At 74.4% G+C, this 18,797-nt stretch carries 13 protein-coding genes; all 13 read right to left on the reverse strand.

Features of this window, described 5'->3' with window-relative positions:
- Positions 1-27: 27 nt before the first annotated feature.
- Positions 28-5,664, reverse strand: a complete 5,637-nt coding sequence (locus K304_RS28205) for a condensation domain-containing protein (RefSeq protein WP_051308200.1) — start codon at positions 5,662-5,664, stop codon at positions 28-30.
- Positions 5,665-5,713: 49 nt separating this feature from the next.
- Complete coding sequence (locus K304_RS28210; protein ID WP_051308202.1) at positions 5,714-7,651, reverse strand: non-ribosomal peptide synthetase; 1,938 nt, start codon at positions 7,649-7,651, stop codon at positions 5,714-5,716.
- 15 nt (positions 7,652-7,666) lie between these two features.
- Positions 7,667-8,743 carry an HAD-IIIC family phosphatase gene (locus K304_RS0109750; RefSeq protein ID WP_051308241.1) on the reverse strand — a complete coding sequence of 359 codons (1,077 nt, stop codon included), beginning with the start codon at positions 8,741-8,743 and terminating at the stop codon, positions 7,667-7,669.
- Positions 8,740-9,924 carry an acyl-CoA dehydrogenase family protein gene (locus tag K304_RS28215; protein ID WP_486591616.1) on the reverse strand — a complete coding sequence of 395 codons (1,185 nt, stop codon included), beginning with the start codon at positions 9,922-9,924 and terminating at the stop codon, positions 8,740-8,742. Before K304_RS28215 ends, K304_RS0109750 begins: the two co-directional genes overlap by 4 nt.
- On the reverse strand, positions 9,921-10,178 hold the full coding sequence (locus tag K304_RS0109760) for an acyl carrier protein (protein WP_027763595.1): 258 nt from the start codon (positions 10,176-10,178) through the stop codon (positions 9,921-9,923). Before K304_RS0109760 ends, K304_RS28215 begins: the two co-directional genes overlap by 4 nt.
- A complete protein-coding gene (locus K304_RS0109765) occupies positions 10,175-11,155 on the reverse strand; it encodes a 3-oxoacyl-ACP synthase (protein WP_051308243.1) in 981 nt (326 codons plus the stop codon). Before K304_RS0109765 ends, K304_RS0109760 begins: the two co-directional genes overlap by 4 nt.
- A gap of 182 nt (positions 11,156-11,337) precedes the next feature.
- Positions 11,338-11,556, reverse strand: coding sequence for an MbtH family protein (locus K304_RS0109770; RefSeq protein WP_027763597.1), 219 nt, complete (start codon positions 11,554-11,556; stop codon positions 11,338-11,340).
- 46 nt (positions 11,557-11,602) lie between these two features.
- Positions 11,603-12,424 (reverse strand): hypothetical protein, encoded by an 822-nt coding sequence (locus K304_RS0109775; RefSeq protein ID WP_027763598.1) that lies wholly within the window; start codon positions 12,422-12,424, stop codon positions 11,603-11,605.
- The gene (locus tag K304_RS0109780; protein WP_027763599.1) at positions 12,421-13,902 is read right to left on the reverse strand and encodes a phytoene desaturase family protein; all 1,482 of its coding nucleotides are present in this window, start codon (positions 13,900-13,902) and stop codon (positions 12,421-12,423) included. Before K304_RS0109780 ends, K304_RS0109775 begins: the two co-directional genes overlap by 4 nt.
- Positions 13,899-15,623 (reverse strand): ABC transporter ATP-binding protein, encoded by a 1,725-nt coding sequence (locus K304_RS0109785; RefSeq protein WP_027763600.1) that lies wholly within the window; start codon positions 15,621-15,623, stop codon positions 13,899-13,901. The genes K304_RS0109780 and K304_RS0109785 overlap by 4 nt, the downstream gene beginning before the upstream one ends.
- Complete coding sequence (locus K304_RS0109790; protein ID WP_051308203.1) at positions 15,620-16,378, reverse strand: class I SAM-dependent methyltransferase; 759 nt, start codon at positions 16,376-16,378, stop codon at positions 15,620-15,622. The genes K304_RS0109785 and K304_RS0109790 overlap by 4 nt, the downstream gene beginning before the upstream one ends.
- 67 nt (positions 16,379-16,445) lie before the next feature.
- The gene (locus K304_RS0109795) at positions 16,446-17,027 is read right to left on the reverse strand and encodes a hypothetical protein (protein WP_027763602.1); all 582 of its coding nucleotides are present in this window, start codon (positions 17,025-17,027) and stop codon (positions 16,446-16,448) included.
- Positions 17,024-18,757 (reverse strand): alpha/beta fold hydrolase, encoded by a 1,734-nt coding sequence (locus K304_RS28220; RefSeq protein ID WP_078528867.1) that lies wholly within the window; start codon positions 18,755-18,757, stop codon positions 17,024-17,026. The genes K304_RS0109795 and K304_RS28220 overlap by 4 nt, the downstream gene beginning before the upstream one ends.
- Positions 18,758-18,797: the final 40 nt, after the last annotated feature.

Raw genomic sequence — 18,797 nt, forward strand, 5'->3', positions numbered from 1 at the left:
GGGCCTCCTTCTGGTCCGTCGGGCAGGTCAGTCGGCGAACGCGGTGTCGTCGGCGAGCCAGAGGGCGCTCAGCGGCACCTCCGGCTCGCGGCACCCCCGGCGCAGCAGCGCCGTCAGGTCGGCCGCCGTGGCGACCACCGTCTCCTCGTCGAAGAGTTCGGTGCGGTAGGTGACGGAGACGGTGAGGGCGCCGGGCTCGGGCCCTTCCAGCACCGACCAGGCGAGGTCGTGCCCGGCGGTGGCCGCGGGCAGCAGCAGACGCCCGTCGCCCGCGCCGGGCCGTACCTCCAGGCCGGCCGCAGCGCCGAGGTCGCTCGGCAGCCGGTGGTGGGCGTAGGTGAGGTCGAACAGCGGCGCGCGCCCGGGCTCGCGGGGCGGCCGCAGCGCGTGCACGACGTCCTCGAACGGCACGTCGGCGTGCGCGGAGGCTTCCTCGACGACGGCGCGTACCCGCCGGGTCAGCGTCGCCAGGCCGGGGTCGTCCGCCGTGCTGATGCGCAGCGCGAGCGGGTTGGCGAACGGGCCGACGGCCTCGCCGGGGCGGGGGCGGCCCGGGCCCTCGGAGGTGGAGTCGGTGTCGGGGGCCGCCTCCGCCAGCCCGACGACCGTCTCGTGGGTGCCGGAGCGCCAGGCGGTGATCGCCGCGATGCCCGCGAGCAGGCGTTCCCGGGTGCCGGCGCGTGCCAGCGCGTGGGCGAGGTCGGAGGGAATCCGGAGGGTGTGGGTGGCGCAGGCGTGGGTGCCGGACGTCGGGCGTGGCCGGTCGGTCGGCAGCCCGCCGGAGGGAAGCGCAGCCAGGGTCCGTCGCCAGTGGGCGAGTTGTCCGTCCAGCAGGCCGTCGGCGCGCAGGTCGCGCTGCCACCGGGAGTAGTCGCCGTAGGAGACGGGGAGCGCGGGCGGCGCGGGCTCCCGGCCGCAGCGCGCGGCGTAGAGGGCCAGCAGGTCGCCGAAGAGCAGGCCGGGCTGGGCGCCGTCGTACGCGTCGCGGTGGGTGGTGACCACCAGCAGATGGCTGTCCGGGCCGGTGGTGACGAGCAGGGCCCGCGCGGGTGCGCCGGTGTCCGGGTCGGTCGCCGTGCGGCCGTGCGTGCGGGCCAGTTCCCGGGCCGCGGCGGCGGGGCGCGGGCGGTGGGAGACGTCGAGCGTGCGGAAGCGGCCCTCGCCGCTCCGCGGTGCTGCGAGCTGCTCCTGCTGCTCCTGCTGCTCCTGCGCCGGGAGGCGGGTGCGCAGCACCTCATGGCGTTCGGTGAGGTCGTCGAACGCCGCCCGCAGGGCGTCCTCGTCGACGACACCGCGCAGCTCCAGGCACGAGGAGACGGCGTGGTCGTCGGGGAGGGAGACCGGCCGTGACGCCCGCTCGGGACGGGCCGCCGCAGGGGCGGTCCGGTCGCCGACGGTGGCGGGGCGGCGGTCCGGTGGGCCGGCGGGCAACCGGTCGTAGCCGGTGTCCTCGTTCTCGGCCGCGGCCCACAGCAGGTCCAGCAGCGACTGCGCCATGGCGGCCACCGTGTCGCCGTCGAAGAGCCGGGTGCTGTACTCCACGGCGACCTCCAGCTCCTCGTGGTCGGGCCGTTCCGCCATGACCACGGTGAGGTCGAACTTGGCGGTGCCCGCCGGGAGTCCGGGGAACTGGGGGGTCTCGTCGTCCCCGCCGCCGGGCCGGCCCGGGTTGAACGTGGTCTTCTCCCCCAGGGCGAAGTCCGGCGGCAGCGTCTGGTGCACGTACATCACGTCGAAGATCGGATTGCGGCTCGGGTCGCGGTCCGGGGCGACCTCGCGCACCACCCGGTCGAAGGGGATCTCCTGGTGCTCCATGGCCTCCAGCACCACGGTGCGCACCCGGCGCAGCAGGTCGCGGAAGGTGACGTCGCCGGAGAGGTCGGAGCGCAGGGCGATGGTGTTGTTGAAGAAGCCCAGCAGCCCCCAGAGTTCCGGGCGGCTGCGGCCGATCGTCGGGGTGCCGACGACGACGTCGCGCTGCCCTGACCAGCGGGAGAGCAGCACCTTCAGTCCGGTCAGCAGGACCATGAACAGGGTGGCGGTCTCCCGGCTTCCCACCGCGCGGAGCCGGCGCACCAGCTCGGCGGGGACGGTGAAGCCGTAGGTGGCGCCCGCGTAGTCCATCCGTGCCGGGCGGGGCCGGTCCGTGGCCAGTTCGAGGGCGGGCGGGTCGGCCAGCTTGCGGCGCCAGTAGTCGAGTTCGCCGTCGAGCAGGGCGCCTTCGAGCAGGTCGCGCTGCCAGCGTGCATAGTCGCGGTACTGCACGGGCAGCGGCTCCGGGCGGTGCTCACGGCCCTGGCAGCGGGCCTCGTAGAACCGGATCAGCTCGCCCATGAGGATCTGCGGGGCCCACCCGTCGTTGACGCCGTGGTGCATCGTCCAGCAGAAGAGGTGGTCGCCGGGGGCGATGCGGACGACGGCGACCCTGACCAGCGGGTCGTGCGCCACGTCGAACACCCAGTCGGTCTCGTCGCGGACGGCGGCCCGGGCCGCGGCTTCCGGATCGGGTTCCGCGGAGACGTCCAGCACGTGGAAGAAGTCGCCCAGTTCGGGGCGGATGGCCAGGCCGGGGCGGCCGTCGGACTCGACGAAGTTGGAGCGGAGCACCTCGTGGCGCCGGGCGAGGTCCTCCCATGCCAGCCGCATGGCTTCCAGGTCGAGTTCGCCGCGCATGCGCGTGGCGCCGGGCAGGTTGTAGAGCCGGGTGTCCGGGTCCAGCTGGTGGTGGAACCACATCCGCTCCTGGCCGTAGGAGAGGGTGGGTTCCTGGCCGGGCCGGATCGGCGGCAGCCGGTGGAGTCCGTCCGCGTCGGCCGCCGTCGAGGCCGTGGTGCGGCCACCGGGGGCGGCAGGCTCGACGGCGGCGCCGGAGGGCTCGGGAAGGCGTGCGGCGATGGAGTCGGCGAGGTCGGAGACCACGGGGTGGGTGTAGATGTCGACCAGCCTGAGCGCCACGGCGTACCGGCTGATCACCCGCTCGACGAGCTGGAGGGCGATCACCGAGTTGCCGCCGATGGAGAAGTAGTCGGCGTCGGCGGCCACGTCGTCGGCGTACAGCAGCGCGGCCATGGCTTCACGCAGCCACGGCAGCACCGTGGCACCGGTCTCGGCCGCCCGGCCGGGAACGGCGGACTCCGCCTCCGGTTGCGGTTCCGGTTGCAGTTCCGCCGGTGGCTCCGCTGTTGGTTCCGGTGCGGCCGCGGTCCGGGCCGGTTCCGGTACGGTCTCGGCCCTGCGGAGGTCGGCCGGCTCGCGGCCGGGCGAGTCGGAGGCGGGGGCCAGCACGGAGACGGTACGGCCCGGCGCGGCCGCGGCGGGCCGTGGCGGCGGGACCGCCTCGGCCGGTGCGGACGCCGCCGGGGTCGGCTGTGCGGGCGGTTCGAAGCGGATGACGTCGCCCTCCTGGCGGGCCCAGCAGCGCACGCCGCGGAAGGGATGGCCGGGAAGCGGTACCAGTCCCGGCCCGGGCCGCCCGTACCCGGTGTCCGGCCGGAGCGCGGACCAGTCGAGTGCGACGCCGCTCTCGTAGAGGCTGCCGAGCACGCCCAGGACGTCCTCGGCGTCCGCACCGAGCCGGACCACCCGTGCGTCGGCCCGGCCGGCGAGGTGGTCGCGGAGCAGGTCGCTGATCTCGCCGCGCGCCGCCGGCTCCACGAAGACCACCGGACCCGCGGCGAGTTGCTCCTCGACCGCGGCGCGCAGCCGCTCCGGCCGCACCGGGCCGCCGAAGGCGTCGCCGTACTCGCCGGACCCGTCGCCGGACCCGGTGTCGCGGGCACGCCGCAGCGCGGCGGTGTCCTCGGCCGTGAGCCTGCCCTGGAGGTGGCGCGCCGCGTACCGGGAGACGCCCGAACTCATCAGCCCGGCCGGCCGCACACCGGCCGCGGTCAGCGCGGCGTGGGCGGCGAGCTGGCCGCGCACGCGGTCCGCCGGGCCGGGCGGCAGCGGCAGTCCGTCCGGCAGCGCTGTCCCGGGACCGTCGGGCAGGCCGGTGGCGTCGCCGGAGAGGAGCAGCACCACGCGGGGCGGGCCGGAGGGTCCGGAACCGTCGGCCCGCCCCCCGGTGCCGCTCCCCGGCTCACGTCCGTCACCCGGCGCGCCCTCGTCCTCCGTCGCGTCCAGACGCGTCCAGAGGGCGTGCGCGGCGAGCTGCGTCGCCAGTTCGGCGGTCGTGCCCGCCACCACGCTCCGGCGGTGAGGGTGGTGGTCGCGCCCCTCGTTGAGGGTGCGCGCCACGTCGTCCAGCGGCGGGTTCTCGTCGCGCAGCACGAGCGACAGGCGCTCGCAGAGGAGCACGAGGTCGTCGGCGGTGCGGGCGGACACGCCGACGAGTCGCCGTGCGCGGTCCGCCCGCGACGGCCGGGACGGGCCGCCTGCGCCGGTCGCCGCGGGCGGCTGCTCCACGACGCAGTGCGCGTTGATGCCGCCGAGGCTGAAGGAGCTGACACCCGCGCGTCGGACGTCCGCCTGCCAGCTGCGCGTGCCCGTGACCACCTCGAGGCGGGCGGCGCGCAGGTCGACGTCCTCGGCGGGGCGGTCGAAGTGCAGCGAGGGATACAGCTCGCCGTGGCGGACGCTCAGGACCGTCTTGACGAGTCCCGCGATGCCGGCCGCGTGGTCGAGGTGCCCGAGGTTGGTCTTGACCGAGCCGACCGGAAGGTCGCCGGCTCCTTCGGGGACGCCGGTACGGGCGAGCGCCAGCCCTTCCACTTCGACGGCGTCGCCGAGGCGGGTCCCCGAACCGTGCGTCTCCAGGTAGCCGGCGGTGCCGATGTCGGCTCCCGCGTGCTGCCAGGCCCGGCGGATCACCTCTGCCTGGGACCGGGCGGAGGGGGTCGCGATGGTGGCCGAGTGGCGTCCGTTGTGCACGACGGCGGTGCCGCGGATCACCGCGTGGATGAAGGCGCCCTCGCGCAGAGCGCGGTCCACGGTGGTGAGCAGCAGCACGGCGCCGCCCTCGCCGGCGCCGGCGCCGTCGGCCTTCTCGTCGAACGCCCGGCACCTCGCGGTGGGCGAGGCGATGCCGGGGAAGGCGGCCACGGCGGCTTCGGGCGCGATCACGTGGCGCACGCTGACGCCGCCCACCACGGCGTAGTCGGCGTCTCCGTCGCGCAGTTCGCGGGAGGCCTGGTGCACGGCGACCAGCGAGCCGTTGCACCCGGTGTCGACGCCGTAGCAGGGGCCGGTGAAGCCGAACAGGTGCGAGACGCGGGCCGGCAGCCCGCAGGGGATGTTGCCGATCATGCTGAGGGTGCCGACCTCGCGCACCAGCGGCAGGTAGCCGTTGCTGGGCGAGCTGAAGACGACGGCCGTGCGCGAGTCGCGCATGCGGGAGGCGGCGTAGCCGGCGTTCTCGAGTGCCTCGCGGGTCAGTTGCAGCGCGATGCGGTGCTGGGGGTCCGTCACCTCGGCCTCGCGCCGGGACAGGCCGAAGTACGCGTGGTCGAACAGGTCGATCCGGTCCAGGTAGCCCATCTGCGGGTACACCGCGTCGGGGTCCAGACAGGTCGCCTCCCTGCGCTCCGGCGGCATCGGGCGCACGGAGTCGCGGCCGGCGCGCAGGTTGGCCCGGAACCGGGTGATGCCGTCGGCCTGCGGAAACCGGGCGGAGATGCCGATCACCGCGATGCCGGGCCGGCCGCGTGTCGCGCTTGTCCCGCTCATATCGCCTTCCCGTTCGCTCGTCGCCTGGGGTGCCACGGGTGGGTCCGCCTCACAGCTCATAGGCGGTGGGGGTGTCGTCGTCCGGCTCGGACGTCCCGCCGAGCCGTGCCGTGAGGGCTTCCGCCTGGGCCGTGATGGTGGTGAGGTCGAACAGCTCCCCGACGCGCACCGCGCCGGGCCAGTGCTGCTCCAGGCGCTTGTGGAGTTCGAGCACCTTCAGCGAACTGCCGCCGACCGCGAAGAAGTTGTCGCGGGGGCCGGTCTGCTCGTGCTGGAGCACCTCGGCCCAGACCCGTGCCACCTCCCGCACCCGGTCGTCGGGGGCGTCCACGCCGTCCGCCGCGCCCCCGGTCTGCTCGCCGTCCGGTGCGGCGGGATCACCGCGGAGCAGCGCCTGGAGTTCCGAACGATCGGCCTTGCCACTGGAGTTGAGGGGCATGCGGGCGAGCTCCCGGAAGACGGCGGGGACGGCCTGGGCGACGAGGTACTCGGCGCAGTGCGTGCGCAGGTCGGGCCACGACGGCAGCGGGGCGTCGGCCGACGCGGGCGCCAGGAAGGCGACGAGCCGTGGTTCGTCGGCGCCGGAGGTGTCGTGCAGGACGACGGCCTGACCGACCCGCGGGTGACGTTCGAGAGCGGCCTCGACCTCGCCGAGCTCGATCCGGGTGCCGCGGAGTTTCACCTGGTCGTCCGTCCTGCCGTGGTAGTGGAGGGCCCCGGACGCGTCGGCCTGCGCGACGTCGCCCGTGCGGTACAGGCGCGCGCCGGGGCGGCCGAACGGGTCGGCGACGAACCGCTCCGCGGTCCTGCCCGGCTGCCCGGCGTATCCGAGCGCCACGAAGGTGCCGCCGATGTACAGCTCGCCGCGTTCCCCGGCGGGCACCGGCCGCAGCCGGTCGTCCAGGACGTGTGCCTCGGCCCCGGCCCAGGGCATGCCGATCGGGATGCGCGGCCAGGAGGGGTCGGGGTCGGGCTGAACCGTGCAGGAGATGGTGGTCTCGGTGGGGCCGTACTCGTTGACGAGGCGGGTGCCGGGCAGCAACCGGTGGTGGCGGCGCACGAGTTCCGGGGTGCACGCCTCGCCGGCGACCACGACCAGCCGCAACGTCTCCGGCAGCAGCCGGCTCTCCTCCAGCAGCGCGCGGTAGTAGGAGGGGACCACGATGAGGTGGGTGGCCGCGTGCCGGCGGGCCAGCCCGGCGAGTTCGTGGACCTGCCGGAGTTCCTTCTCGTCGGGGAGCACCAGGGTGTGGCCGCCGGTGAACGACCAGAACATGCCGCCGAGCATGCCGTCGAAGGACAGGCGCATCGCCATGACGAACGTGGAGGGCTCGGTGCCGTACACGCGGTACCGCGGGTGGATGGACGCGGCCAGCTGCGCCCGGCTCACCATCACCCCCTTGGGCGCGCCGGTCGACCCGGAGGTGCAGACGACGTACACGGGCGCCGACTCGGGGACCTCGGCGTCCCCGGACTCCCCCGCGTCCACCGGCCCGGCGGACGCGCGGTCGCCCAGGTCGCTCAGGTCGCTCAGGTCGCTCAGGTCGAGGATGCCGGGCGGCTGCGGCAGGCCGGCCGGGAGGGGGTCCGGGCCGGCGGTGACCAGGACGGCGCAGTCGGTGTCCGCGAGGAGCGCGCGGAGCCGGTGGGGCGGCTGGTCCGGCTCGACGACGGCCCAGGCGGCCCCGGCCCGCAGGGCGCCGAGCATGGCGATCACGGCCGTGGCGGTCTGCCGCATCCGTACGCACACCAGCCGGCCCGGGCCGGCGCCTCGTCGGCGCAGGCGCCCGGCCAGGGCCGCCGACGCCCGGTCGAGCGCGCCGTACGTCAGCCGTGTGCCGCCGACGATCAGCGCGGTCGCGGAGGGGTTTCGCGCCACCTGCCGCCGGAACCCCTCCAGCACGCCGGGCACGCCGGTGCCGGCAGGGTCGGCCGGGGCCGGGCCCCGGCCGGGCTCGTTCGTGCTCTGCACGGTCTGCTCGCGCATGGTCGCCGCCTCCCCTCAGTCCGTACCGCGGACGACGTGGACGTGGCTCGGCTTCGACGGCCCCAACTGCTCCGGGTCGACGGCGAGAACGAGCGGACTGCCCTCGGTGGTGACCGGCGTGTAGCCGGCGAAGCGCAGCGTCACCAGCATCGTGCGGTTGACGTCGGTGGGCGCGAAGTGCGCGACGGGACGGCGTCCGGCCGCCACCGCCTCCCGCGTCAGGTGGTCCAGGAGCACGCTGCCGACGCCGCGTGAGGCGACCCGGCAGGACATCAGCAACAGCAGCAGCACGGACTCGTCGGCCGTGCGTTCCGTGACGGCGAGGCCGATGATGCCGTAGTCGCCGTAGTCGTCGCGGAGCCTGGCCACCTGCACGCGGTGGTGGGGCGAGGCCGCGAGCGCACGCAGTTCGGCGGCGTCGTAGGTGACCCCCGAGGTGTTGAGCTGGTGGGTGCGCACCGTCAGTTCGCTGGCGCGGGCCAGGTCCTGCTCGGTCGCGTCCCCGACGGTCATCACCAGGTTCAGCGAGGCGAGGAAGCCCTGCCGGTCGCCGCCGAAGGACTCCTCGGCGGCCTGCCGGCGGTGCTCGGTGCGGTAGAGCAGCCTCCTGCCGCCGGCCTCCTCGGTGACGCACTCCGGCTGGAACTCGGGCAGCCCGGCCAGCTCCTGGACCTGGTCGGCGCGGTAGCAGCGGACGACGGGGAGGGCGGAGGCGACCTCGGCCCGCTCCACCGGGTCGTTGTCGACGAACGCGATCGTGTCCAGGCCGATGTTCAGCCTCTCGGCGATGCGCCGCACCGCGTCCGACTTCGCTCCCCAGCCGACCTGGAGGTCGCAGAACCACTCCTCCAGGTCGTGGTGTTCGAGGTGGCGGCGGCTGACGTCGTACTCGCCGCGGCTGGCGGCGGCGTGCAGGATGCCGCGCTCGTCCAGCGTGCGCAGCGTCTTCAGGGCGGCGGGGAAGGGAACGGGCTCGTCGTTCTCCAGGACGACCCCGTCCCACAGGGTGTCGTCCAGGTCCCAGACCAGGCACTTGACGACGGCCGCGGCGCCCTCGGCGGTGTTCCCGGTGGTGTCCTTCGCCGTGGTCATCGCGCCACCGCCCCGCCGGCGGCGCCGGCCGGCGTGCCGTTCGCCCGGGGCGGCGTGCACCGGCGCATCACGTGTTCGGCGATGTGCTGTTCGGCCACCTGCTGCGCTCCTTCGATGATCTCCATGACCTTGGCGTCCCGGAAGTGGCGGGCGACGCGGCTGTCGGGCTCGCAGCCCGCCGAGCCGAGGATCTGGACGGCGTCCCGGCCGGCGGCTGCGGCGGCGTCGGCGGCCGCGTACTTGGCGAGGACGGTCTCGGGGATGCCGCGCCGGGTGTTACCGCTGCGGGCCTCCGCCGCGCGGCGGCACAGGGCGCGCGCGCCCGCGGCCCGGACGGCCGCGCGGGCGAGCAGCGCCCGTACCGACTGGTGGTCGGCCAGGACCGCATCCCCCTGCGCGCGGGTGGCGGCGTGGGTGGCGGCGTCCTCGACGCACGCCTCCGCCATGCCGACGCAGCCCCAGGCGACGGTGAAGCGCCCGTGGTCGAGCGCCGTGGCCGCGACGTGGGAGAGCCCCAGACCGGCCGGGGCGACGAGGTTGCCCGGCGGTATCCGGACGGACCGGAAGTCGACGTGGGCGATGCGGGCGGCGCGCATCCCCAGCTGGTCGCGGACCGGTTCCCGGCCGACGCCGTCGCGCCACCCCTCCACGAGCGCCGTGACGGGCCTGCCGCCGTCCTGACCGAGGACGAGGAACACGTCGGCGACCTGCCCGAAGGTGATCCACTTCTTGCGGCCGGTGACCACCACGTCGGCGCCGTCCCGCTCGATCCGGGTGGTCACGGCCGACAGCGCGCTTCCGGCGGCCTGTTCGGTGGCGGCGAACCCGGCGGTCAGCTCGCCGTCGGCCAGTCGCGGCAGCCACCGGGCCCGCTGCTCCCGGGTGCCCCACCGGTGCAGTGCCGCGCCCACCATGCCCTGCACGGTCACCAGGCCCCGCAGCGCGCTGCACACGCCGCCCAGGTGGGCGCAGAGCTCGCCCAGTTCGGCCGGGGTCGCGCCGGCGCCGCCGTACTCCTCGGGCAGATCGGCCGCCAGCAGACCGGCGGCGGCGACCTCGTCGCGCACGGTGTCCGGCAGGCCGCCGTCGCGGTCCCAGACGGCGGCCCGGTCGCGTACGTCCGCGGCCAGGCCGGCCGCCGCCGCGACCGGCGAGCTCAGCCGTCCGGTCCGGGTGCTCACGGCGCCTCCGGGTGGGCTGCCGCCCCGGACTTGCGCTGCACGAAGCCGGTGATGCGGTCGGCCGTCCGGAAGCTGTCGAGGTCGAGGTCCTCGACCTCGACGGTGAGCGAGAAGCGCTCCTCGACGAAGGTCACCAGCTCGAGGGCGAAGAGGGAGTCGGCCAGGCCCAGGGCGAAGTAGTCGTCCTCCGGCCCGACCTCGCAGCGGAGCGCGTCGGAGAGGAAGGCGGTGATCTCCGAAGTGATCAGGTTCATGACATCTTCTCCTGCGGTCCCAGTTCGACCAGCAGCACGCTCCACGCGGCCACCGGACTCACGTTGATCAGTACGGCACGGTCGCCCTCGACGAGCTGCCCGCGCTCCCTCGCCGTGTAGAGGTTGAGGAACACGTCGTTGGGGCCCAGGTGGCCGAAGCGGCGGAGGTTGTCCCGGCAGACCGGCAGCAGCTCGATCCCGAGCGACTCCTCGGTGAACCGGAAGCCGGCCGCCGACAGGTTCTGGCTGACGTAACCGCGGACGTCCCCGGGCCCGAGGCCGTTGCGCTCCAGGAGGGAGGACAGCAGGGCGGAGAGTCTGCCGCGGGTCTCCATGGCGAGGCGGAACGAGTACGTGGGGAGGTCCCGGCACTCCTCGCGCCACTGGTCGGCGGGCCGGTCCCGGTAGGCGACGCGGAACAGGTCCCAGTGGTCACCGTTGGTCTCCTGGACGATGTCGAGCAGCCGTACCGGGCCGCGGCGGGACACCAGCAGCGCCTGCCCGCCGTCGCCGTTGACCGTCACCGGATGCCGGTAGCGGCCCGCACCGGCCGGCTTGCTCCCGTGGACGACGAGCACGTCGCCCAGGCCCGCGTCGGCGCACAGCAGTCCGCGCGCGGCGAGCAGCGCCGGGGTGACCGAGACGCAGCCGAGGCCGCCCACGGTGAAGGTGATCGCCGCGTCGGCGCCGAGCCGCCGCTGCAGCCTGGTCGCCTCCGAGCTGAGCAGCGTCTCCGGCGCCCGCGACTCCACGACGATCAGGCCGCCGAGGTCCCCGGGCGGCAACCCCGCCTGGTCCAGCACCTGCCGCGCGGCTCCTTCGGCCAGCGCGGTGGCGTCGAGGGCGTCGTCCGTGTGGACACGGTCGACGCCGAGCGCCAGGCAAGCCCGGCGCTCGTCCTCGTTCAGCGACGCGAGCTCGGGCAGCTCGGGGACCGGCGTGGCCGCTTCGGGCACATGCCAGGCCGCTCCGCGCACGGCTGCCGGGCAGGCCCGTGCCGCGTCGCCGGTGACGTCCGGTGCCACGTGTTCCCCCCTTCGAAGGTCGGTGCACTTCCCCGCGGTCGGCGCGCGGACGTTCCCGGCCGCGCGCCGACCGCGTACTGCTCCCCCGCCGTGCCGCCGCCGCGGCGGCGGCACCGCGTCACAGCGTCACAGCGTCACGCCTGCGGCTGCTCCATCTGCCGGGCGAGGCTCGCCGGACGCATGTCGGTCCAGTTCTCCTCGACGAACTCCAGGCACCTCGGGCGGCTTTCCGGTCCGAGGGCGACGGTCCACCCCTCGGGCACCTCCGCGAAGGCCGGCCACAGCGAATGCTGGTGCTCGTCGTTGACGAGCACCAAGAACTCGCCGTCCTCGTCGTCGAACGGGTTACTCATCTGTTCCCCTCCGCTGGTGGGTTCGCGGGTGCACGGCACACGCCTCCTACTGCGCGCCGTACGCCGGTTCGCGGAGCAGGCGCACCTCGCACACCCGGCCGTCGGTGGCGAACCGGCCGAAGACGAAGAGCTCCTCGCGCTTGCGCTCCTGCCGCTCGTCGTCGGGCCAGGTGCTGTAGCGGGCGGCGAAGCGGTCGCCGTCGCGCAGCGCCTCGTGGACCTCCACCGGCCAGGTCCGGCCCTTGCGCCGCGCCTTCTCCATGTCCTGCACGATGTCGGCGCGCCCCAGTGAGCGGCGGCCGGCGTGGTGGACGGCGTCGGGCGCGTGGAAGCGGTCGTGGACCTCGCCGGCCGGTTCCTCCGAGCGGAAGGCGGCCTCGGCGTAGGCGCGCAGGTAGTCGGCCGGGTCGGGGGCGGAGGCGGGCGCGGGTGCCGACGGGCGGGCGTCGCCCTCGGCGGGACGCTCCCCGAGGCCGTTCCAGCCGGGCCGGCTCGCGGAGAACGTCGTGGTCGAGGCGACGCGCCCGTCCTGGGCCAGCTCGGCGAAGAGGTTCGTCTCGGCCGCGGTCTCGAGCTTGCCCAGCATGGTGTGGTGGAGGGTGAACCGGGCCGCGGCGCGGCCGCCTTCGACGAGCACCTCGTGCACGTGCACGGCCGTCGGGGAGTCGGCCTCCCGGCGCTGCCGCACGCTCTTGATGATCTCGTCGCGGTCCCAGGGGCGGCCGTTGACCGTGTGGGTTCCCCCAGGGGTGTGGTAGCGGTCCCACACCTCCTCGGGACTGCCGGGGCCGTCGGCGGCCTCGGCGTAGTAGGCCCGCAGGTATCCGGCGAAGTCCTGGGCGGCGTCGGGTCGGTGGGCGGTGCTCATACGGTTTCCCTTCCTGCGTGATCTCGCGCTCCGGCGGGCGGACCCAGCGGCGGAGCGGAACGGACGCCGAACTCCCGGCGCAGGACGTCCAGAGCGGCCAGATGACCGCACATGCCGTGGACGCTCGGCCCCGGAGGAGTGGAGGCTGAGCAGAGGTATACCCCCCGCAGCGGCGTGCGGTACGGATGCCGGCGCGGCACGGGCCGCAGCAGCGACTGGCGCAGCGTGATGGCGCCCGATCCGATGTCTCCGCCGACGTAGTTGGGGTTGTAGTGCTCGTAGGCGGCGGCGGAGACCCCGCGGGCGGCGAGCACGGTGTCGGCGAAGCCCGGCGCGTACCGCTCGATGCGGCGGGTCAGGAGCGGCACCGGGTCGCGCGTGTCGCCGTTGGGCACGTGGGCGTACGCCCACACGGGGCGCCTGCCGTCCGCGGCGGCCCGCGACGGGTCGGTGACGGCCGGGTCGACGACCAGGGCGAAGGGTTCGTCGGTGGCCTCGCCCGCCGAGGCGGCCCGCTCCACCGCGAGGGTGTGGGCGTGGGTGCCGCCGAGGTGGACGGTTCCCGCCCTGCCCACCTCGGGGTGCGCCCACGGGATCGGTCCGGACACCAGGAAGTCGGCCTTGGCCGCCCCCGGCCCGTAGCGGAAGCGCAGGAGCGCGCGGCGGGCGCGCGGCGGCAGGCGGTCGCCGGCCAGGTCGACGAAGGCGCGGGGCGTGGTGTCGAGGAGGACGACGGGGGTGTCGAGTTCGGCGAGGTCGGTGACGTGGTGACCGGTCTGCACGGTGCCGCCGTGCGCGCGCAGGTCGTCCAGGAGGGCGTCGGCGATGCGGCCGCTGCCGCCCTGCGGGAGGGGCCAGCCGGTGGCGTGCGCGAGGTGCCCCAGCAGCACGGCGATCGCCGCCGACGGCAGGCTGGGGAGCGGCCCGACGGCGTGTGCCGCGACGCCGGAGAGCAGCGCCCGGGCCTCCTCGGTGCGCAGCCCGTTGCCGCGCAGCCGGTTGCCCAGGACGCGGGGGGCGAGCAGCGCGGCGATCACCGGGTTCGGCGGGGTGCGCTGCGTGGACAGCAGCAGGTCGGTGACGCCCTGGCTGCGGTGCACCAGCGGCTCCATCAGCCGCCGCCAGCGCGGGCCGTCGGTGCCGAGCCCGTCGCAGGTGCGCGCCAGGTCGCGGTGGGCGAGCGCGGCCCGGCCGTCGTCGAGGGGGTGCGCGTAGGTGAGGTCGGGGTGCAGCATGCGCACGCCCCGCGCCGGCAGGTCGAACGCGCGGAAGAAGGCCGAGGCGGCCGCCATCGGGTGGACGGCGGCGCACAGGTCGTGGGTGACGTCGCTGTCGAAGAGCGCGGCGCCGCGCAGTCCGCCGCCGACGGTGCCGGCCCGTTCGTGCACCCGCACGCGCAGGCCCGCCCGTGCGAGGGTGACGGCGGCGGCCAGCCCGTTGGGGCCGGCACCGACCACGGCGGCGTCTGCGGACGTCACGACAGCACGCTCTCCGGGCCGAGCTGACGGGTGGCCAGGCGCCGGTACACCTCGTCGTCGGCCATCAGCGCCTGATGGTCGCCGGTGGCGCGTACCCGTCCTTCCTCCAGGACGATGATGCGGTCGGCCTGCGCCACCGTGGAGATGCGGTGCGCGATGGCCAGGACGGCGCACTCGCGGGCCGCCTCGGTCACGGCGTCACGCAGGGCCGCCTCGGTGTCGGCGTCCAGGTGGGCGGTGACCTCGTCCAGCAGGATCACGCGGGGCCGTTGCAGCAGGGTCCGCGCGATGGCCAGACGCTGCCGCTGACCGCCGGAGAGCCCGGAGCCGCGTTCCCCCAGCACGGTGTCGAGGCCGTCCGGCAGACCGGCGACGACGTCCTCCAGGCAGGCCATGCGCAGGGCACGGGCGACCTCCGCCTCGTCCGCGTCGGGCTGGGCGTAGAGGAGGTTGTCACGGACGGTGCCGCTGAGCAGCGGGACGTCCTGCTCCACGTAACCGACCAGGGAGCGCAGGTCGTTCAGGCGGGTCGCGGTCACGTCGCGGCCGGCGACGCTCACCGTGCCGGAGTCGGCCTCGCGGAAGCGCTCGATGAGCTGGAAGAGGGTCGTCTTGCCCGCACCGGAGGGCCCGACGATCGCGGTCAGGCCGCGTTCGGGCACCGCCAGCGAGACGTCCCGCAGGACGGGCCCGCCGGCCCCGTAGCCGAAGGTGACGTTCTCGAACCGCACCGCGGACGCGGACGGCTCGGCCGCCGGGGACGGCTCGGGCAGGCGCCGGTCGTCCTCCTCCTGGGGGATCGCGGCCAGTTCGACCACACGCTGCACGGCGGCCCGGCCCTGCTGGATCTGGCCGACGGCCATGAACAGCATGACCAGCGGCGACACCAGGTAGAAGAGGTACATCACGAACGCGGTGAGATCCGCGGCCGAGAGGGATCCGGTGGCCACCCGCGCCATGCCCCAGGCGATGACGACCGCCAGCGACAGCTGCGTCCCGACGTTCATCACCGGCATCAGCAGCGCGTTCAGGCCGGTGACGCGGATGCCGCTGCGCCGCGCCCTGCCCGCCAGCCGGGCCAGTTCACCCGTCTCGCGTTCCTCGGCGCGCGACGCCTTGACCGTGGTCAGCGCGCCCAGCACGCGTTGCAGGCCGGTGCCGAAGGCGCCGACGTTGGCCCGGTTGGCCAGCGCGGCGAGGCGGACCTGACGGGCCACCAGCAGCGACACGATGCTGGCGGCCGCCAGGCAGCCGACCGTGGTCAGCAGCAGTCGCCAGTCGAGCCGCGCCATGAGCACCACGCAGCCCACCACCATGAAGAGCGAGGTGAAGACCTGCGCGAGTGCCTGGGCGATCACCAGGCAGGCGATCGAGGTGTCGGAGACGGTACGGGAGAAGACGTCGCCCTGCTGCAGCCGCTGGAAGTCCCGGATACGGCTGCGCAGCAGCCGGGCGCCCAGGATGCGGCGGGCGTCGAAGACGATGTTCTCTCCCGCCCGGCCGATGACGTAGGCGTGTCCGGCGCCCAGTGCCGCGTCGAGGAGGAACAGCGCAGCGATGGCGACGATCGTCCCCGCGATCGCCTCGCCCGCGGACACCGACTCGATGAGGCGGCCGATCAGCCAGGGTTGCGCGAGCGTGGCCGCCGTGCCGAACAGGCCCATCAGCACGCCGGTGATCAGCAGCCCGCGGTGGTCCGCCGCGATCCGTCGCAGGTTCATCGCGACGCCTTGGTGTAGGTGGTGACGAAGAGCGGGGCGGGCTCGGCGTAGGGCGCGCCGGACCAGCCGGAATGCCGGCCCTCGGGGGTGAGGCCGGCCGCCTCGGCGTAGGCGTCGACGTCGTCCGGGGTGAGCAGCGCCGCGGTCTCCGTGCCGATGCGGTGGGTGCCGTCCGACTCGAACCAGATCGTCGAGCAGTGCCAGATCCGCCCCTCGTCCAGCAGCGTGCCGTGCAGTTGCAGGCCGGTGTTCGGCTCGGGGTAGGGAGCGAACACGGTGGCGTGCGCGCGGCCCTCGTGCAGGGCGTGGACGCCGGGACGGTTGTGCGTCTCGACGACCAGGCGGCCACCGGGGGCGAGCGCCTCCGCGGCACGGGCGACGGCTTCGCGCCGGCCGTCGGCGTCCAGGATCTGGGAGAGCGTCGAGCAGACGCAGTAGACCAGGCCGTAGGTGCGCTCGGGCCGGTGTGCGCGGATGTCGGCGTGCTCGGCGGTCACCTCGCCCTGGTCGCTCTTCTTGTCCAGAGCGGCGAGCATCTCGGGAGACGAGTCGAGGCCGTGTATCGCTCCGACGCGGTGGGACAGCGGCAGCGCGATCCTCCCGGTGCCGACCCCGAGTTCGAGCGTCCCCGCGGACGGGTCGGGGTGAAGGGAGGTCAGGGCGTCGACGGCCTCCGCCACACCGGCGTCGCCGCGGAAGACGCGGTCGTACCAGCCGTCGAACTGTTTGCCGTAGCCGATGTCGGCGATGCTCATGAGTCCTCCGATGTCGTGGATCCACCCGGTCCGGGGCGCCTGGGGGCGGGCCCCGGACCAGGTGGGTTCAGGCGGCCGCCGGTACGGGCTTCGCGGCGGCCGAGTCCAGCGGCTGGTAGGCGGAGACGTACAGGACCTCGGGCTCCTCGCCCTCGTCGTGACCGGACGCCCGGACGATCGCGAACTGGTAGCCGCGGACGTGGGAGGCGTTGGGCGCGTCCAGGATGAGCTTGGAGAAGAACGCGGCGAGCACCCGGAACGGCGCGGTGGGGGTGGGGTCTTCACCCTTGCCGATGCCCTTGAGGATGGCGCTGCAGATGTCGAACACCGCCTTCTCCCGCCGCCGGGAGGCGAACCAGAACGCCTGGCTCATGCGCCGGTCCTTGATGAGTTCCAGTTCCACCCACTCCGACGTCTCCCGGTTCTCGTCGAGCGTCCGGTAGAGGTAGTGGAAGTCGTGGGTGGCCGGATTGGGCGCGAAGAACTTCCAGTTGGGGATGAAGGAGAACAGGTCCCTGTCCCGGGCCCGCTCGAAGGCGGGGTGGGGGTGCTGGGACGCCAGCGTGGTCACCAGCAGCGCCGCGCCGGCCAGCCGGGTCACGGTGCCGTGGCCGGTGAAGGCGTCCCTGATCAGAGTGCGCGGGCTCATTCGGTCTCACTCCCCGTCGGCAGCTTCGCGGACTGCAGCTTCTCGTTGGTCCCCTGCGCGCCCCCGGGGACGTGGTCCCGGACGAACGCCGCGATGTGGTCGGCCACGGTGCGGGCCTGGCGGGCGTCGGTGAGCATCGTGTCGTGACCCGCGCCCTCGAGCACGGTGACCTCGCCGCTCTCACCGGCGGCCTGATGGGTCTTGGCGATGTCGTGGTACATGAGCAGCTGCTCGGGGTCGACGTCCACGGTCATCTGGGCGGCGAGCACCAGGCCGGGGGCCTGCAGCGGCCCGAGGTTCTCCGACCAGCCGTCGAACTCGGCCTGGACGGTGTTCCACTCGCGGGACGCCGCGCTCCACATCCGGGAGTCGGTGTACATCGCGAACACCTTCTCGCGGTACGGGCGGGGGAGGTCGTCCACCCACTTGGGCCGGGCCATCAGCGCGCCGAAGCCCATCCGCGTCCACCGCGCCAGCTCCTGGATGGAGTCGGTGAAGAGCTCTCCACCCTTGCGCTGCTTGTCGGACCGCACGAGCTGCGCGGGGTGGGTCGGGTCGAGGTGGACGACGCCGGCCACGCGGTCACCGAGCTGCGCCACGGCGCGCCGGTTGAACTCCGCGCCCAGGGAGTGGCCGACGAGGACCACGGGACGCCCGGCGGGTACGGCGGCCTCGACGAGGTCGACGATGTCGTCGGCGGACTCCTGCAGCGTGTAGCCGGCGGTCCGGTGCCGGCGGCTGGGGCCGTAGCCGGCGCGCGAGTACGTCACCAGCGGCAGGTCGAGGTCGAAGGTCAGGCGCTCGGCCATCCAGGAGAAGTGCTCGGCCGTGGACGCGAGTCCGTGGTTGAAGACGATGACCGGGCCGTGGTCGGCCTTGCTGCCTCCGGCGTCGTAGCTGAGCACGTTGCCGTGCCGGGTGGTGACGGTGCGCGAGTGCGGCCAGCCGCTCACGACGCGGGCGCGGCGCGCGGCCATCAGGGCGGACGCCGCCGTCACACCGCCGGCGAGGAGCACCAGAGCGGTCTTGGCCATGCGGTCGTCCCGGCCGGCCACGGCGGGGTGGCTGCGGGGCGCCGTCGTGTAGGCGAGCACCGGGTGCATCGCCGGAAAGGCCGTCATGAACCGGCCCAGGCCCATGACGAAGGCGTTGGCGACGTGGAAACTGCCCGCGGCGGCGACCAGCGGACGGGTGAGGCGCCCGCCGAAGAGATAGATGACGGGGAATCCGCATTCCATGGCCAGCACACCGTGCTGGACCAGCTTGCTCGTGCGGGGGTATTTGCGAAGGAGTTCGTACGCGGTCCCGAATCCGTAGGTGCGGGTGCGCATCACTCCGGGAAGTGCCGAACCGTCACGCCACTTCTCACCGGCCAGCTTCGCCCAGCCGGAGCAGGCGTAGGACATCGTCGCCTGCAGCGCCAGGTACCACATCAGCGCGTCCTTGGTCTCCGGGCGCGACACCAGACGCGCCAGCCCGGTGACCGTCTGCACCTGGGTCGCCACCTGGTCCGAACCGTCGGTGCCGTACCTGTGGCGGGCCTGGAGGAGGGTGGTGCTCGCCGCCAGGAACAGGCTGCCGACCGCACGCCGGCGATGGTCGCCGGGCAGCAGCATGGCGGTGCTCGCGGCGACGCGCGCGGCATGGATGGCCAGGGTCGTCCGGCGACCGCTCACCGCGTGGGTGGCGCGCTGGATCAACGGAGACTTGCTCTCGGGCCTCCTCCGCATGATCTCCCAGTCATTGAGGCCACCGGGCTCGAGGCTCTTG

The organism is Streptomyces sp. CNS606, assembly GCF_000426325.1.

Coding starts and splice junctions, on each gene's coding strand:
- K304_RS28205 (WP_051308200.1), bottom strand. CDS start 5,664: ATGAGCGGGACAAGCGCGACACGCGGCCGGCCCGGCATCGCGGTGATC.
- K304_RS28210 (WP_051308202.1), bottom strand. CDS start 7,651: ATGCGCGAGCAGACCGTGCAGAGCACGAACGAGCCCGGCCGGGGCCCG.
- K304_RS0109750 (WP_051308241.1), bottom strand. CDS start 8,743: ATGACCACGGCGAAGGACACCACCGGGAACACCGCCGAGGGCGCCGCG.
- K304_RS0109760 (WP_027763595.1), bottom strand. CDS start 10,178: ATGAACCTGATCACTTCGGAGATCACCGCCTTCCTCTCCGACGCGCTC.
- K304_RS0109770 (WP_027763597.1), bottom strand. CDS start 11,556: ATGAGTAACCCGTTCGACGACGAGGACGGCGAGTTCTTGGTGCTCGTC.
- K304_RS0109775 (WP_027763598.1), bottom strand. CDS start 12,424: ATGAGCACCGCCCACCGACCCGACGCCGCCCAGGACTTCGCCGGATAC.
- K304_RS0109785 (WP_027763600.1), bottom strand. CDS start 15,623: ATGAACCTGCGACGGATCGCGGCGGACCACCGCGGGCTGCTGATCACC.
- K304_RS0109790 (WP_051308203.1), bottom strand. CDS start 16,378: ATGAGCATCGCCGACATCGGCTACGGCAAACAGTTCGACGGCTGGTAC.
- K304_RS0109795 (WP_027763602.1), bottom strand. CDS start 17,027: ATGAGCCCGCGCACTCTGATCAGGGACGCCTTCACCGGCCACGGCACC.
- K304_RS28220 (WP_078528867.1), bottom strand. CDS start 18,757: ATGCGGAGGAGGCCCGAGAGCAAGTCTCCGTTGATCCAGCGCGCCACC.